The 15,088-nt window shown below is 69.4% G+C and carries 15 protein-coding genes and 1 pseudogene; 15 read left to right on the plus strand and 1 reads right to left on the minus strand.

Annotated features, from left to right (window positions below):
* The first annotated feature begins 134 nt into the window (after nucleotides 1-134).
* From CP983_RS34855 to prcA, 4 genes and pseudogenes are all read left to right on the plus strand, one after another.
* Nucleotides 135-353, plus strand: coding sequence for a ubiquitin-like protein Pup (locus CP983_RS34855; protein ID WP_030955201.1), 219 nt, complete (start codon nucleotides 135-137; stop codon nucleotides 351-353).
* Nucleotides 354-563: 210 nt separating this feature from the next.
* Nucleotides 564-771: pseudogene (locus CP983_RS34860) on the plus strand (endonuclease domain-containing protein); the annotation flags it as partial.
* Nucleotides 723-1,568 carry a proteasome subunit beta gene (gene prcB, locus CP983_RS34865; protein ID WP_037867770.1) on the plus strand — a complete coding sequence of 282 codons (846 nt, stop codon included), beginning with the start codon at nucleotides 723-725 and terminating at the stop codon, nucleotides 1,566-1,568. The pseudogene CP983_RS34860 and the gene prcB, both read left to right, overlap by 49 nt.
* 60 nt (nucleotides 1,569-1,628) lie before the next feature.
* Nucleotides 1,629-2,399, plus strand: a complete 771-nt coding sequence (prcA, locus tag CP983_RS34870; protein WP_150504030.1) for a proteasome subunit alpha — start codon at nucleotides 1,629-1,631, stop codon at nucleotides 2,397-2,399.
* Between the two features lie 75 nt (nucleotides 2,400-2,474).
* Here prcA and CP983_RS34875 read toward each other — a convergent pair whose 3' ends face one another.
* Nucleotides 2,475-3,491: a LacI family DNA-binding transcriptional regulator gene (locus tag CP983_RS34875; protein WP_150504032.1), complete on the minus strand. Its 1,017-nt coding sequence runs from the start codon at nucleotides 3,489-3,491 to the stop codon at nucleotides 2,475-2,477.
* Nucleotides 3,492-3,589: 98 nt separating this feature from the next.
* Between CP983_RS34875 and CP983_RS34880 the strand changes: the two genes are divergently transcribed.
* From CP983_RS34880 to CP983_RS34930, 11 genes are all read left to right on the plus strand, one after another.
* Nucleotides 3,590-4,849, plus strand: a complete 1,260-nt coding sequence (locus CP983_RS34880; RefSeq protein ID WP_125527109.1) for an MFS transporter — start codon at nucleotides 3,590-3,592, stop codon at nucleotides 4,847-4,849.
* Between the two features lie 9 nt (nucleotides 4,850-4,858).
* Complete coding sequence (pafA, locus tag CP983_RS34885; RefSeq protein WP_030955459.1) at nucleotides 4,859-6,220, plus strand: Pup--protein ligase; 1,362 nt, start codon at nucleotides 4,859-4,861, stop codon at nucleotides 6,218-6,220.
* 152 nt (nucleotides 6,221-6,372) lie between these two features.
* Nucleotides 6,373-7,377 (plus strand): FKBP-type peptidyl-prolyl cis-trans isomerase, encoded by a 1,005-nt coding sequence (locus CP983_RS34890; RefSeq protein WP_125527110.1) that lies wholly within the window; start codon nucleotides 6,373-6,375, stop codon nucleotides 7,375-7,377.
* A 64-nt stretch (nucleotides 7,378-7,441) separates the two neighbouring features.
* On the plus strand, nucleotides 7,442-7,813 hold the full coding sequence (locus tag CP983_RS34895) for an FKBP-type peptidyl-prolyl cis-trans isomerase (RefSeq protein WP_030955463.1): 372 nt from the start codon (nucleotides 7,442-7,444) through the stop codon (nucleotides 7,811-7,813).
* Nucleotides 7,814-7,968: 155 nt separating this feature from the next.
* Nucleotides 7,969-8,922: a helix-turn-helix transcriptional regulator gene (locus tag CP983_RS34900; RefSeq protein ID WP_107909266.1), complete on the plus strand. Its 954-nt coding sequence runs from the start codon at nucleotides 7,969-7,971 to the stop codon at nucleotides 8,920-8,922.
* Between the two features lie 19 nt (nucleotides 8,923-8,941).
* Nucleotides 8,942-9,982 carry a helix-turn-helix transcriptional regulator gene (locus CP983_RS34905; protein WP_125527111.1) on the plus strand — a complete coding sequence of 347 codons (1,041 nt, stop codon included), beginning with the start codon at nucleotides 8,942-8,944 and terminating at the stop codon, nucleotides 9,980-9,982.
* Nucleotides 9,979-10,278, plus strand: coding sequence for a hypothetical protein (locus CP983_RS34910; RefSeq protein WP_150504034.1), 300 nt, complete (start codon nucleotides 9,979-9,981; stop codon nucleotides 10,276-10,278). The genes CP983_RS34905 and CP983_RS34910 overlap by 4 nt, the downstream gene beginning before the upstream one ends.
* A 20-nt stretch (nucleotides 10,279-10,298) precedes the next feature.
* A complete protein-coding gene (locus CP983_RS34915; protein ID WP_150504035.1) occupies nucleotides 10,299-10,493 on the plus strand; it encodes a hypothetical protein in 195 nt (64 codons plus the stop codon).
* 263 nt (nucleotides 10,494-10,756) lie between these two features.
* Complete coding sequence (gene tatA / locus CP983_RS34920) at nucleotides 10,757-11,050, plus strand: Sec-independent protein translocase subunit TatA (RefSeq protein ID WP_030956493.1); 294 nt, start codon at nucleotides 10,757-10,759, stop codon at nucleotides 11,048-11,050.
* Nucleotides 11,051-11,097: 47 nt separating this feature from the next.
* Complete coding sequence (tatC, locus tag CP983_RS34925) at nucleotides 11,098-12,048, plus strand: twin-arginine translocase subunit TatC (RefSeq protein ID WP_125527113.1); 951 nt, start codon at nucleotides 11,098-11,100, stop codon at nucleotides 12,046-12,048.
* A gap of 113 nt (nucleotides 12,049-12,161) precedes the next feature.
* Complete coding sequence (locus CP983_RS34930) at nucleotides 12,162-15,011, plus strand: DEAD/DEAH box helicase (protein WP_107909270.1); 2,850 nt, start codon at nucleotides 12,162-12,164, stop codon at nucleotides 15,009-15,011.
* Nucleotides 15,012-15,088 lie beyond the last annotated feature (77 nt).

Raw genomic sequence — 15,088 nt, forward strand, 5'->3', positions numbered from 1 at the left:
CATCGAGATGGCCCCCGTACGTTGGAGAAACTGCGGGGCCGATGTCAGACCCGGCTTGTAGGGTCTGATCATCACCGATCGGCAGGAAAGCCGACCTGCCGAACATGTCGGGCGACACGAGCGGGGTGAGGGATATGGCAACCAAGGACACCGGCGGCGGACAGCAGAAGGCCACGCGCTCCACCGAGGAGGTCGAGGAGCAGGCTGCGGAGACGCAGGCCTCCGAGGACCTCAAGGAGCGCCAGGAGAAGCTCAGCGACGACGTGGACTCCGTCCTGGACGAGATCGACGACGTGCTCGAGGAGAACGCAGAGGACTTCGTCCGGTCCTTTGTCCAAAAGGGCGGGGAGTAGCCGCTTTTCCCCTTCGAATCGAAGGTGAACGGGGTGGCGTGGTGGTCGGCGAGCCGGAGATGAGGCGCTGCGTGCGGCGCGGCGGATTCACGCCGTGCGCAGCCTTCGCGCCCGGGCGCCCACCCCTCGCCGGCTCGCGGCACCACGGTCGTGCGCGCCCTGCCGCGTCCGGCCGGAACCGGGATGCCCACCGGCTCCCGGCGGCTCCGCGTCATCTGTCCGAAGGCCGCGGCCGTTCATGTGGATCACAGCCACAAGACGGGTAGGGTCCGTGGCGTACTGTGCTTCAACTGCAATTCGGCCATCGGCCAGTTGGGGGGAGAACCCCGACGCCGTCTGCCGGGCCGCCGCTTATCCGGAAGGAATCGCGTGGAAGCCAACACTCGTAGCACCGGGCGTCTACCAGCTGCCTTCCTGACGCCTGGGTCGTCCTCCTTCATGGACTTTCTCTCCGACCACCAGCCGGAGCTGCTGCCCGGCAAGCGTCAACTCCCGCCCACGCAGGGCGTGATCGAGGCGCCGCACGGCACGACCATCGTCGCCGTCACGTTCCCCGGAGGCGTCGTCCTCGCCGGTGACCGCCGCGCCACCATGGGCAACGTCATCGCGCAGCGCGACATCGAGAAGGTGTTCCCCGCCGACGAGTACTCGGCCGTGGGCATCGCCGGTACGGCCGGTCTGGCCGTCGAGATGGTCAAGCTCTTCCAGCTGGAGCTGGAGCACTTCGAGAAGGTCGAGGGCGCCCAGCTGTCGCTGGAGGGCAAGGCGAACCGGCTGTCGACCATGATCCGCTCCAACCTCGGCATGGCCATGCAGGGGCTGGCCGTGGTGCCGCTCTTCGCCGGGTACGACGTGGACCGGGAGAGGGGACGGATCTTCTCCTACGACGTCACCGGTGGCCGTTCCGAGGAGCACGGTTTCGCCGCCACCGGCTCCGGTTCGATCTTCGCGCGTGGCGCCATGAAGAAGCTCTTCCGTGATGATCTGAGCGAGGCCGACGCCACGACGCTCGTGGTGCAGGCCCTGTACGACGCGGCCGACGACGACTCGGCGACCGGTGGTCCCGATGTCGCCCGCCGGATCTACCCGATCGTCACCGTGATCACCGAGGACGGCTTCCGCCGGCTGGGCGACGACGAGTCCTCCGAGATCGCCCGCTCGATCCTGGAGCGGCGTCTGGAGCAGCCCGACGGCCCGCGGGCCGCGCTGCTGTAGGCGCGGGTTCCGTCTTATCAAGGTGATCCTGTGACTTCGACAGAAAGGGACGGATAACCGGTGTCGACGCCGTTCTATGTCTCACCCCAGCAGGCCATGGCCGACCGGGCGGAGTACGCCCGCAAGGGCATCGCGCGTGGTCGCAGCCTGGTCGTGCTCCAGTACGCCGACGGCATCGTGTTCGTCGGCGAGAACCCGTCCCGTGCGCTGCACAAGTTCAGCGAGATCTACGACCGCATCGGCTTCGCGGCGGCCGGCAAGTACAACGAGTACGAGAACCTGCGGATCGGCGGCGTGCGGTATGCCGACCTCCGTGGTTACACATATGACCGTGACGACGTGACCGCCCGCGGTCTGGCCAACGTCTACGCCCAGACGCTGGGCACGATCTTCTCCTCCGCGGCCGAGAAGCCGTACGAGGTGGAGCTGGTCGTCGCCGAGGTCGGCGCGACGCCGGAGGGCGACCAGATCTACCGGCTGCCGCACGACGGATCGATCGTGGACGAGCACGGCTCGGTCGCGGTCGGCGGCAACGCGGAACTGATCAGCAACTATCTGGACCAGCGCCATCAGGACGGCATGACCCTCGCCGAGGCGCTGAAGCTGGCCGTGCAGGCGCTGTCGCGCGAGTCGAACGGCACTCAGCGGGAGATCCCCGCGGAGCGCCTGGAGGTCGCGGTGCTGGACCGTACGCGTCCGCAGTCGCGCAAGTTCAAGCGCATCGTCGGCCGTCAGCTCGACCGGCTCCTCGAGGCCGGCGGAGCGGCCACCGAGGCCGAGAGCGCCGAGGACGACGAGTCCTCCGAGGAGTCCGGCGCTGCCGAGGAGTAGTCCCACCGGCTTCACCCCGCCCGTACTGTGCCCCGGCCGACCCTCGGCCGGGGCACAGGGCGTGTCCGGGGGCCGTCAGGGGGCGCTGGGCGGGGCTGTGGAGCCTCGTACGACGAGCTGGACCGGAATGTCGCCCTCTTCCGGCTCGCGGCCTTCCAGGACCGCCAGAAGGGCCTGCATGCCGCGCTCGCCGAACAGTTCCGCGTCCAGCCGGACGGTGGTGAGTTCGGGGTCGATGGCGGTGGCGAGGGCGAGGTCGTCGAGGCCGGTGACGGAGATGTCGTCGGGGATGCGCAGGCCCAGGCGCCGTACGGCCTTGTAGGCGCCGGCGGCGAGCTTGTCGTCGTCGCAGATGATCGCGGTGGGGCGGGGGTCCTGGGCGGCGAGCGCGGTTTCGGCCGCGGTGCGGGCCGCGTCGATGGAGATGGGGGCGCGTACGGTCCGCAGTGAGGTGCCGGGCGTCCCGGCGAGCCGCGTGGCCAGCTCGTGTGCGCGCACTTCGAACGTCCAGGACGCGATGTCGGCCGCCAGGTGCAGGAAGCGGCGGTGGCCGAGGCCCAGCAGGTGCTCGGTGACCTGACGGACGCCGTCGGCGATGTCCAGGTTCACGGTCGCGCCGCCGAGGCTGCCCGCGGGGTCGCTGTCGAGCATGACGAGGGGCAGCTGGTCGCCGCGGATGGCGGTGAGGGCGTCGGCGGCCATGGAGGAGGCGATGACGCCGTCCAGGGCGGCCTGGGCGGAGGCGAAGGGGTTGCGGGCGGGGCCGATGCCTTCGGGGGAGGGGTAGAGGACCACGCCGAAGCCGTGCCGGGCGGCCACGCGGGCGGCACCGGTGTAGACGCCGGCGAAGAATTCCGTGGTGAGGGCCGGGACCACCAGGAGTACCGTGCGGGTGTGGCCGAGGCGCAGGTTGCGGGCCGCGAGGTTGGGCCGGTAGCCGAGCTCGCGGGCTGCCTCGCGTACGCGTTCGGCCGTGGCCGCGGAGACGCGGCCGCGCCATTTGTCGCCCAGGACGAGGGAGACCGCGGCCTGGGAGACGCCCGCGGCCTGGGCGACGTCCCGGCTGGTGGGGCGCGTGCTGCCGTGTGCCACCGTCCGCCTACTCCTTCACCTGGACTCGTGAACAGCGCACATGGTACGTATGACGAAGGACGTTATACGTAAAACTTCAGCGGAGGGCGGCGCGGCCGATGACCGGCGCATACGTGGAGATCCTCAGGGCGAGGCATGCCGCCCGGCTGCTCGTCGGCACCCTCATAGGCCGGCTGCCGAACGCCGTCGCCGCGCTCGCGATCCTGCTGTTCGTGCGCGCCGAGGGCGGCTCCTACAGCCTCGCCGGCGCACTGGCGGCCGTGTACGGCGTCGCCAACGCGATCGGCCAGCCGGTGCTGGGACGCATCGTGGACCTGCACGGCCAGCCGCGGGTGCAGCTGCCCGCCGCGATCGCCTCGGCGCTGGCCATGGCCGTGTTCGCCTTCGTGGGCATCTCCCCGCTGCCGCTCGCCTACGCGGCCGTGGCCGCCGCCGGACTCTTCACGCCGCCCCTGGAAGGCGGTCTGCGGGCCCTGTGGGGCTCGGTCCTCCACAAGGAGGGCCAGGTGCACACCGCGTACGCCATGGACGCCGTGGCCCAGGAAGTCATGTTCACCGTGGGACCGTTGCTGCTGACCCTGTGTGCCTCGCTGTGGTCGGCCCAGGCGGCGCTGCTCGTGCTGAACGTCATCGGGGTGCTGGGCGCCCTGTCGGTAGTCGTGTCGCCGCCCTCGCGCGCGTGGCGCTCGGCACCGCGCGAGGCGCACTGGCTGGGTGCGCTGCGCTCGCCGGGCCTGCTGGCGCTGCTCGGGGCCTTCCTGTTCGTCGGCGTGGCGATGGGGTCCATCGCGGTGGCGGCGGTGTCGTACGCGGACGACCACGGCGGTGACGTGGTGTACGGCTGGCTGATGGCGGGGCTGGGGCTGGGCGCCCTGATCGGCGGGACGGCGTACGGGGCGCGGCAGTGGGGCGGTGAGCCCGCGCGGCGACTGCGGGTGCTGGTGGCCCTTCTGGCGGTGTGTTACCTGCCGCTGATGCTGATGCCAGGAGCGGTCGCCATGACCTTCCTCGCGGTGCTCGCCGGAGTCTTCCTGGCGCCGTGCATCGCGTGTGCCTTCGTGCTCGTCGACCGGCACGCGCCGCAGGGCACCGTCACCGAGGCGTTCTCCTGGCTTGTGACGACGTTCACCGTGGGCGCGTCCGTCGGAACGGGCCTCGCGGGGCCGGTGGTCGAGGCCGGCGGGGCCTTCTGGGGTTTCGCCGTGCCGGGTGGCGCGGGGGCCGTGTCATTGCTGGTCCTGCTGGCCACCGGAAGGGTCCTCGCAGCTCCCGGCAGGGGTGCGGTGGTTGCGGCTTCATCGGAAAATGATCCAAACCGTGCCGTCGAACCCCGTTTCAGCTCAGGGGATCGGGCGTAATGTTCAGTCATGGACCGCCGCATTTTCGGGCTGGAGAACGAGTACGGCGTCACATGTACGTTCAGGGGACAGCGCCGCCTGTCTCCCGACGAGGTGGCGCGGTACCTCTTCCGCCGTGTCGTGTCATGGGGCCGCAGCAGCAATGTCTTTCTGCGAAACGGCGCCCGCCTCTATCTCGACGTGGGATCACATCCGGAATACGCCACACCGGAATGTGACAACGTGACCGAACTGGTCACCCACGACAAAGCGGGCGAGCGCATTCTCGAAGGACTCCTGGTGGACGCCGAACGACGCCTGCACGAGGAGGGAATCGCGGGCGACGTCTACCTCTTCAAGAACAACACCGACTCGGCCGGTAACTCCTACGGTTGCCACGAGAACTATCTCGTGGCGCGGCACGGAGAGTTCTCCCGGCTCGCGGACATCCTCATCCCGTTCCTGGTCACCAGGCAGCTTCTCTGCGGCGCCGGCAAGGTGCTGCAGACCCCGCGGGGCGCGGTGTACTGCGTCAGCCAGCGGGCAGAGCACATCTGGGAGGGCGTCTCCTCGGCGACGACCCGCTCCCGGCCGATCATCAACACGCGCGACGAACCGCACGCGGACGCGGAGCGCTACCGCCGCCTCCACGTCATCGTGGGCGACTCGAACATGTCCGAGACGACCATGCTCCTCAAGGTCGGCGCCACCGACCTGGTGCTGCGCATGATCGAGGCGGGCACCGTGATGCGCGACCTGACCCTGGAGAACCCCATCCGGGCGATCCGCGAGGTCAGCCACGACATCACAGGGCGGCGCAAGGTGCGCCTGGCCAGTGGCCGCGAGGCCTCCGCGCTGGAGGTGCAGCGCGAGTACTACGAGAAGGCCGTGGACTTCTGCGAGCGCCGCGGCATCCGCACCGGCACCGTCGAGCAGGTCCTGGAGCTGTGGGGCCGCACCCTGGACTCGATCGAGTCCGAGGACCTCGACCGCATCGGCACCGAGATCGACTGGGTCATGAAGTACAAGCTCATCGAGCGGTACCGGGCCAAGCACAACATGACCATGTCGCATCCGAGGGTCGCTCAGATAGACCTCGCCTACCACGACATCCACCGGCGTCGTGGCCTCTACTACCTGCTGGAGAAGAAGGGTCAAGCGGCGCGCATCTGCAACGACTTGAAGATCTTCGAAGGCAAGTCCGTTCCGCCGCAGACCACTCGGGCCCGGCTGCGCGGCGATTTCATCCGCAGGGCCCAGGAACAGCGCCGCGACTTCACCGTCGACTGGGTCCACCTCAAGCTCAACGACCAGGCGCAGCGCACCGTCCTGTGCAAGGACCCGTTCCGTTCGGTGGACGACCGGGTGGAGAAACTCATCGCCGGAATGTGAGGCATTCGCTGAGACCGGCCTGACATCGCACAGCGGTCACATCCGGCCGGAACGCAACACGGGCGCCGTACGTTTCCCGTACGGCGCCCTTCTCACGCCGTAGAGTTGCGCGCACGCCATCCACAAGATCGACCGATTACGAGGCCCCCACCGTGCGCCGACGCTCACTTCTCATCGCTGTTCCCGCAGGACTGGTCACGCTCGCCGGATGCGGTGACGACGACGGATCGGACTCCGGACAGGGAAGCGACAGCGCGTCGCCGTCGAACCCGGACGGCTCGGCCGCGCCCTCGCCGAAGATCGTGGACGGTCCGCTCCCGGCGATCACCGCGGGCACGAAGTTCGGCGAGAAGCCCACGGTCGCCAAGGGCGAGGGCGAGCCGTCGAAGGACCTCGCGGTGAAGACGGTCATCGCGGGCAACGGCAAGGTGGTCGCCGAGAACGACTACCTCCAGGCGAACTACCTGGGCCAGATCTGGGCCACGGCCAAGGTCTTCGACAACTCCTACGACCGTAAAACCCCGCTGCTCATCCAGCTCTCCCAGGGCCGCATCATCGACGGCTGGCGGTACGGCCTGGTCGGCAAGAAGGTCGGCAGCCGCGTCGAGATGGCCGTCCCGCCGGAGCTGGGCTACGGCAAGGAGGGCAACGCGCAGGCCGGGATCAAGGGCACCGACACGCTGGTGTTCGTGGTCGACATCGAGGCCTCGTTCAACTCCAAGAGCTCCGCCAAGGGCAAGACCGTCGCCCAGAACGACGCGGACCTGCCCAAGGCCGGCACCAACACCGACGGCAAGGCCCCCTCCATCGAGATCCCCAAGACGGATCCGCCGAAGAAGCTGGTGGCGAACTACGTCATCGAGGGCGACGGCGACGCGGTGGCCGCCGAGAACACGGTGCTCGTGCAGTACAAGGGCGTGCAGTGGTCCAACGGCAAGGAATTCGACTCGACGTACGCCAACAAGCAGCTGGTGTCGTTCGCGCTCGCACAGGTCGTCAAGGGCTGGTCGCAGGGCCTGACCGGCAAGAAGGTCGGCAGCCGTGTGCTGATCGTCATCCCGCCGGACCTGGGCTACGGCGACAACCCGCCGCAGGGCAGCGGTATCGAGAAGGGCGCCACGCTGGTCTTCACCGTGGACATCCTGGCCAAGATGTGAGTCCGGCCGTCGTGATGAAAGACTGAGAACGTTGCCTTTCCACAACAAGCATGGAGCGTAAGACGTGAGCATCGACAAGCCCGAGATCGACTTCCCGGGCGGCGAGCCGCCGAAGGACCTGGAGATCAAGGACATCTGGGAGGGCGACGGCGAGGTTGCGCAGGCGGGCCACACCGTCACCGTCCACTATGTGGGCGTGTCCTTCAGCACCGGTGAGGAATTCGACGCCAGCTGGAACCGCGGTACGCCGTTCCGCTTCCCGCTCGGCGGCGGTCGCGTCATCAAGGGCTGGGACCAGGGCGTGCAGGGCATGAAGGTCGGTGGCCGTCGCCAGCTGACCATCCCGGCGCACCTCGCCTACGGCAACCAGAGCCCCACCCCGGCGATCAAGCCCGGCGAGACCCTGATCTTCGTGGTCGACCTGCTCGGCGTCTGATCGTCGCGTCCGATCGCCGACTGTGATCGGCGGGCGATCGGAGCCGACAACCTGGGGCCCATGCCTGTGCGGGCATGGGCCTCGGCTTTTGTCACGCCACTGCGGAGCGGTACGGTCATCGCTCGTAAGCACCATAGGGAAGGCGAAGGGCGTCGATGGCCATTGCCAAGGCCGAGCGGCTCATGAACCTGGCGCTGTGTCTGCTCGGGACGCGGCGGCCACTGAGCAAGCGCGAGCTGCGTGAGTCCATCGAGGCCTATCTCGAAGCGGGCAGCGACGACTCCTTCAACCGGATGTTCGAGCGCGACAAGGACGATCTGCGCGAACTCGGGCTGGTCATCGAGACCGTGGAGAATCTCGACGGCGACGTCGGCTATCTGGCCCGCCGCGACAGCAACCGGCTGCCGCCGATCACCCTGGACGCCGAGGAGGCCGCGGCGCTCGGCCTGGCCGCCAAGGTGTGGCAGCAGGCCAGGCTCGCCGGCGCGGCCAGCGGCGCCCTGCAGAAACTGCGCGCCGCGGGACTGCCGGAGGACGTCGACCCGTACGAGGCGCACGGCGCGCTGGAGCCCCGTATCCCCGTGCACGAGGCGGCGTTCGAGCCGCTGATGCTCGCCTGCCGGGACCGCCGTCCGGTCGTCTTCGACTACCGGAAGGCCACCGCCGCCCGCCCCGAGCAGCGCCATGTCGAGCCGTGGGCGCTGGAGTGCTGGCGCGGCCACTGGTATCTGGCGGGCTGGGACCGCGACCGCGGTGCGGAGCGGGTGTTCCGCCTGTCCCGGATCACCGGCAAGGTGCGCAGCCGCAGCGGCCGCTTCACCGCCGAGATCCCCGACGTCGTCACCGTGCGGGAGACCGTCGCGAGCTGGGCGGGGGAGAACGCCGACCGTTCCGCGCTGATCCGGCTGCGCACGGACGCCGGGTACCCCCTTCGGGCGAAGGCCACGGCGGTTCGGGAACTCGGCGACGGCTGGGACGAGTTGGAGATTCCGTACGGCCACGGGCTGGATGCCTGGCTGGTGGAGTTCGGGCCGGACGTGGTGGTGCTGGAGCCCGCCGAACTGCGGGCCGATGTCGTGGACCGGCTGCGTGCCGTGGCCAAGGGCTGAGGGGGAGCGGAGCGAGACAGTGGCAGGCAAACCGGTCAGGCCCGTCAACGCCATCGACCAGACCCGGCGGATGCTCTCGCTGGTGACGTATCTGAAGGAGCGTCCCGGCGCCCGCGTCGAGGACGTCGCGCGCGCCTTCGGGATCTCCGAGGACGAGCTGGTCTCCGACCTGGACGTGCTGCCCATGTGCGGCACCAGCTTCCGCGGCGGCGATCTCCTCGACATCGACACCGACGGCGAGCGCATCTGGTGGCACAACCCCGACGACGTGGCCGAGCCGCTGCGAATCGCCGCCGACGAGGCGACCGCGCTGCTGGTGGCCGCCCGCGCGGTGGCCACGCTGCCCGGCCTGCGCGAGAGCGACCGGCAGGCGCTGCTGCGGGCGACCGCCAAGGTCGAGGCCGCCTCGGGCGAGGCGGCCGGCGCGAGTGCCCGGCTGTCGGTGACCTTCGAGGCCGAGGGCGGTGTCTTCGCGGACGTCGACCGGGCGATCTCCGAGCGGCGCCGGCTCTGGATCCGCTACTACTCACCGGCCCGCGACGAGGTCACCGAGCGCGAGATCGACCCCATCCGCCTGGTCAGCGTCGGCCACACCTATGTCGAGGCCTGGTGCCGGCGCTCCGAGGCCCGGCGTACCTTCCGCCTCGACCGGGTCGCCGAGATCAAGATCCTCGAAGAGGCGTCCGCGCCGCCCGAGGTGGAGCTGCGGGACCTGTCCGAGGGGCTGGTGCAGCCCGCGGCGGAGGACCCGGAGGTCGTCGTCGAGGTCGGTCCGGGCGGGCGCTGGGTCGCCGAGTACTACCCGCACGACAGCGCGGATGAGCTTGCGGACGGCGGGCTGCGTATCACCTTGCGTACCCCCGACCCGGCGTCGCTGCGGCGCCTGGCGCTCCGGCTGGGCCGCGACGGCCGCATCGTGTCGCCGCCCGAGCTGGCCGACAGCGCCCGGCAGGCGGCCCGCGAGGCACTGACGGCGTACGACGGGGTCGAGGTGCAGGAGTCCCACGGGACGCGTGTGGTTCAGGAGCGGCAGGGCGACAGGCAGGAGCAAGGGCTTTGAGCGAGTCGGCTACGTCCGGGTCCGGTGTGCGGGGAATCACGGTGGCGTCAGCGTTCGCCGGGATGAGAAGCGTGGCTCCGGTGGTGTTCAGAGCCGGCTGCCCGGACTGCCGGGGCCGCTTCGAGCTCGGCGCGAGCGCCCTGCGCCTCGCCATCGGCGCCAGCAGCCGTACGACGTTCTACTCCTTCACCTGCCCCGACTGCGGCGTCGCCGTCCGCAAGCCCGCCGGCGAGCGGATCATCGAGCTGCTGACCGGCGGCGGTGTCAGCACCCTGCGGCTGCACTCCACGGTCTAGGACGGTCTAGGCTCGCCCTCATGTTCTGGCCGATGTTCGCGGTAGCTGTGGGTTTTCTGGGTCTCGCCGTCCTCGGTGTGCTCGCCGTGCGGGTCTTCCTGGAGGCTCAGCGGCTCGGCCGGCAGGTGACGGACTCGGCGCAGCGCATCAGCAGGGCCGCCGAGGACCTGGAGCGGGCGAGCATGAGCGCGGCCCGCGCTGTGGACTCCCAGTAGTCACCCCAAGGATTGGGTGTGAGTGCAGTGCCGCATGCGTTTTGGGCCACTTCGCCCTGTCAACCTGGCGGCGGGGAAAGGTACGCTGCTGGTCGCGGGTCGGAGAACGAGGCCCGGACCGCGGACAGGGAGTAGTACGCACGGGGATTGCCTCTCGTTTACCCCTGAGCGTTACGATCGCTGTCAACACGATCGTTCGGACACATGTCCGACCGATCGGACAGCATCCCACCCCAGCCGCCTCGGTGAGAAGGTAAAGACTTATGTTCGGAAGGCTCGGAGCCCCCGAGATCATTCTCATCCTCGTCGTCATCATCCTGCTGTTCGGCGCGAAGAAGCTTCCGGACATGGCGCGCTCGCTCGGCAAGTCCGCCCGGATCCTGAAGAGCGAGGCCAAGGCGATGAAGGACGACAACAAGTCCGCCGCCCCGGCCGACCCGCCGAACAACGCCGGCGACGACCAGCAGCCCCCGGCTCAGCGCATCATCCAGGCTTCCCCCGGTGACGTGACCAGCTCGCGCCCGGTCAACGAGCCGACGGACACCACCAAGCGCTGACGCAGGGCCGGTGACCTCCGGCCCGCCGCACGAGATGGGAACGTGGGTTGCTGAAGTCTGCCCGCAAAGAGGAGAAGGATCCCGAGGGGCGGATGCCCCTCGCGGAACACCTTCGTGAGCTCCGCAACCGGCTCGCGAAGGCGCTGCTCGCGATCGTCATCATCACGATCGTCGCCGCCTTCTTCTATCAGGAGATCATCAACTTCTTCACCAAGCCGGTCCTGGAGTCGGTCGGCTGCCCGAAGTCGTTCGAGGAGCTGGCCAAGACTGCGCGCGACGAGAATCCGTGTGCGCAGATCACGATCAACGGCCTGCTCGCGCCGTTCACGCTGGCCCTCAAGGTGTCCCTGATGGCCGGTGTCGTGTTCGCCGCGCCGGTCTGGTTGTACCAGCTGTGGGCCTTCGTCGCCCCCGGCCTGCACAAGCACGAGCGGAAGTACGCCTACGCCTTCGTCGCCACGGGCTTCCCGCTCTTCCTCGCCGGCGCCTTCTTCGCCTACAAGGTGCTGCCGAAGACCGCCGACGTGCTCATCGAGTTCACCCCGTTCGGCGTCGACAACCTGCTGCCGCTCGACGATCTGCTCGACCTCGTCACGCGCATGGTGATCGTCTTCGGTCTCTCCTTCGAGCTGCCGCTGCTGCTCGTGATGCTCAACTTCACGGGCGCGATCACCGGCAAGCGCATGCTCGGCTGGTGGCGCGGCATGATCATGGGCATCACCGTCTTCGCGGCGATCGCCACGCCGAGCACCGACCCGCTGACGATGATGGCCCTCGCCGGACCGATCTGGGTCCTGTACTTCGCCGCCGTCACCGTCTCCATGCTCAACGACCGCCGCAGGCGCCGCCGGGATGCCATGGGCCCCGACGACGACGAGGCCTCCGACCTGGATCTGACCCCCGAGGACATCGGTGAGGTCGAGTCCGTCTCCGCGAGCCGGGCGCTGCCCGAGCAGGCGACCACGGAGCGGGTCAACGGCTACGACGACGTCACCTGAGAGACGCCTCTCAGCGGGAAGCGGCCGGGGCGCCTACGGGGCGCACCCGGCCGCTTCCGCTTCGCGGTCGTGAGCTGCGCGGATCCCGGGTTTGCGGAGTGCCGATCCGGATAATGATCGTCCTGTTGTCAGTGGCGCCCGGTACGCTCGAAAGCACGATGACAGAGGACCTCTCACCGGCCGAGCGGTATGCGGCAGCACACAGGCGCGCCGCCGAGCAGGCCACCGCGCTCGCCTCCTTCCGCGAGATGTACGACTTCGGCCTCGACCCCTTCCAGATCGAGGCATGCCAGGCGCTCGAGACGGGGAAGGGCGTGCTGGTGGCCGCGCCCACCGGCTCCGGCAAGACGATCGTCGGCGAGTTCGCCGTCCACCTCGCCCTCATGCAGGGCAAGAAGTGCTTCTACACCACCCCCATCAAGGCGCTCTCGAACCAGAAGTACGCCGACCTGTGCCGCCGTTACGGCAACGGCATGGTCGGCCTGCTGACCGGCGACAACAGCGTCAACCCCGACGCCGCGGTGGTCGTGATGACCACCGAGGTGCTGCGGAACATGCTGTACGCCGGGTCCCAGACCCTCCTCGGCCTCGGCTACGTGGTCATGGACGAGGTGCACTACCTCTCCGACCGCTTCCGTGGCGCCGTATGGGAAGAGGTGATCATTCACCTTCCCGAGTCGGTCACCCTCGTCTCGCTGTCGGCGACCGTGTCCAACGCCGAGGAGTTCGGCGACTGGCTCGACACCGTCCGCGGTGACACCGAGGTCATCGTCTCCGAGCACCGGCCGGTCCCGCTGTTCCAGCACGTGCTCGCCGGACGCCGGATGTACGACCTGTTCGAGGAGGGCGAGGGCAGCAAGAAGGCCGTCAACCCCGACCTCACACGGCTGGCCCGCATGGAGGCGACCCGGCCGTCCTACCAGGACCGCAGACGCGGCCGTGCCATGCGCGAGGCCGACCGGGAGCGCGAGCGCAGACAGCGCTCCAGGGTGTGGACGCCCGGGCGGCCCGAAGTCATCGAACGCCTCGACGCCGAGGGCCTGCTGCCCGCCATCACCTTCATCTTCAGCCGCGCCGCCTGCGAGGCCGCCGTCCAGCAGTGCCTGCACGCGGGGCTGCGGCTGAACGACGACGAGGCCCGGGAGAAGGTGCGTTCCCTCGTGGAGGAGCGCACCGCGTCCATCCCGACGGAGGACCTTCACGTCCTCGGGTACTACGAGTGGCTGGAGGGCCTTGAGCGAGGCATAGCCGCCCATCACGCGGGCATGCTGCCGACCTTCAAGGAGGTCGTCGAGGAGCTGTTCGTCCGCGGCCTGGTCAAGGCCGTGTTCGCCACCGAGACCCTCGCCCTCGGCATCAACATGCCCGCCCGCTCGGTGGTGTTGGAGAAGCTCGTCAAGTGGAACGGCGAGCAGCACGCCGACATCACCCCGGGCGAGTACACCCAGCTGACCGGCCGCGCGGGCCGCCGCGGCATCGATGTCGAGGGACACGCCGTGGTGCTGTGGCAGCGCGGCATGAGCCCGGACCACCTCGCTGGTCTGGCCGGCACGCGCACCTATCCGCTGCGCTCCAGCTTCAAGCCGTCGTACAACATGGCGGTCAACCTCGTCGAGCAGTTCGGGCGGCACCGCTCGCGCGAACTGCTGGAGACGTCCTTCGCGCAGTTCCAGGCGGACAAGTCGGTCGTCGGGATCTCGCGCCAGGTGCAGCGCAACGAGGAGGGGCTGGAGGGCTACAAGGAGTCCATGACCTGCCACCTCGGGAACTTCGAGGAGTACGCGCAGCTGCGCCGCGAACTGAAGGACCGCGAGAACGAGTTGGCCCGCCAAGGCGCGGTGGAGCGCCGCGCGGAGGCCGCCGTCGCGCTGGAGAAGCTCAAGCCGGGCGACGTCATCCATGTGCCGACCGGCAAGTACGCCGGGCTCGCGCTGGTGCTCGACCCGGGGCTGCCGGCCGGCCGTTCCAACGGCCACCGCGGCTTCGAGCACCACGACGGGCCGCGCCCGCTGGTCCTGACAGCCGAGCGGCAGGTCAAGCGGCTGGCGTCGATGGACTTCCCGGTGCCCGTGGAGGCGCTGGAGCGGATGCGCATTCCGAAGTCCTTCAACCCGCGCTCCCCGCAGTCCCGTCGGGACCTGGCGTCCGCGCTGCGCACCAAGGCCGGGCACATCTCACCCGACCGGCACCGCAAGCGGCGCTCCCAGGCCGCGGACGACCGGGAGATCGACCGGCTGCGCAAGGCCCTGCGGGCGCACCCCTGCCACGGCTGCAACGAACGTGAGGACCACGCCCGTTGGGCCGAGCGCTACCACCGGCTGCTGCGGGACACCTCGCAGCTGGAGCGCCGTATCGAAGGCCGCACGAACACGATCGCGCGCACCTTCGACCGCATCGTCGCGCTGCTGACCGAGCTTGACTATCTGCGCAGCGACGAGGTGACCGAGCACGGCAAGCGCCTCGCGCGGCTGTACGGCGAACTCGACCTGCTGGCCAGCGAGTGCCTGCGCGAGCGGGTGTGGGAGGGCCTGGGTCCTGCCGAACTGGCCGCCTGCGTCTCGGCGTTGGTGTACGAGGCACGGGTCGGGGACGACGCGATGGCCCCGAAGCTGCCGTCGGGCAAGGCCAAGGCCGCGCTGGGTGAGATGGTGCGGATCTGGGGCCGGCTGGATGCTCTGGAGGAGGACTTCCGGATCACCCAGACCGAGGGCGTCGGGCAGCGTGAACCGGATCTGGGCTTTGCCTGGGCCGCCTATATGTGGGCCAGCGGCAAGGGGCTGGACGAGGTGCTGCGGGAGGCGGAGATGCCGGCCGGCGACTTCGTGCGGTGGTGCAAGCAGGTGATCGATGTGCTGGGGCAGATCTCTGCGGCGTCTCCTTCGGACTCGACCGTGGGGAAGAGTGCGCGCAAGGCCGTCGAGGGGCTGCTGCGGGGGGTTGTCGCCTACTCGTCGGTGGGGTGAGGGGTTTGCCGGCGGGCGCGGGGTTCGTCGTGGCCGGTCGCGCCCGCGCGGCGGGGCCGCATTTCGATGCGGCCCCG

The organism is Streptomyces chartreusis, from assembly GCF_008704715.1.
GTDB classification, from domain to species: domain Bacteria; phylum Actinomycetota; class Actinomycetes; order Streptomycetales; family Streptomycetaceae; genus Streptomyces; species Streptomyces chartreusis.

What these genes read in the sequence shown, in the direction of transcription:
- pafA (WP_030955459.1), top strand. Translation starts at nt 4,859, where the DNA reads ATGGACCGCCGCATTTTCGGGCTGGAGAACGAGTACGGCGTCACATGT.
- CP983_RS34880 (WP_125527109.1), top strand. Translation starts at nt 3,590, where the DNA reads ATGACCGGCGCATACGTGGAGATCCTCAGGGCGAGGCATGCCGCCCGG.
- CP983_RS34900 (WP_107909266.1), top strand. Translation starts at nt 7,969, where the DNA reads ATGGCCATTGCCAAGGCCGAGCGGCTCATGAACCTGGCGCTGTGTCTG.
- CP983_RS34855 (WP_030955201.1), top strand. Translation starts at nt 135, where the DNA reads ATGGCAACCAAGGACACCGGCGGCGGACAGCAGAAGGCCACGCGCTCC.
- tatA (WP_030956493.1), top strand. Translation starts at nt 10,757, where the DNA reads ATGTTCGGAAGGCTCGGAGCCCCCGAGATCATTCTCATCCTCGTCGTC.
- CP983_RS34930 (WP_107909270.1), top strand. Translation starts at nt 12,162, where the DNA reads ATGATCGTCCTGTTGTCAGTGGCGCCCGGTACGCTCGAAAGCACGATG.
- CP983_RS34915 (WP_150504035.1), top strand. Translation starts at nt 10,299, where the DNA reads ATGTTCTGGCCGATGTTCGCGGTAGCTGTGGGTTTTCTGGGTCTCGCC.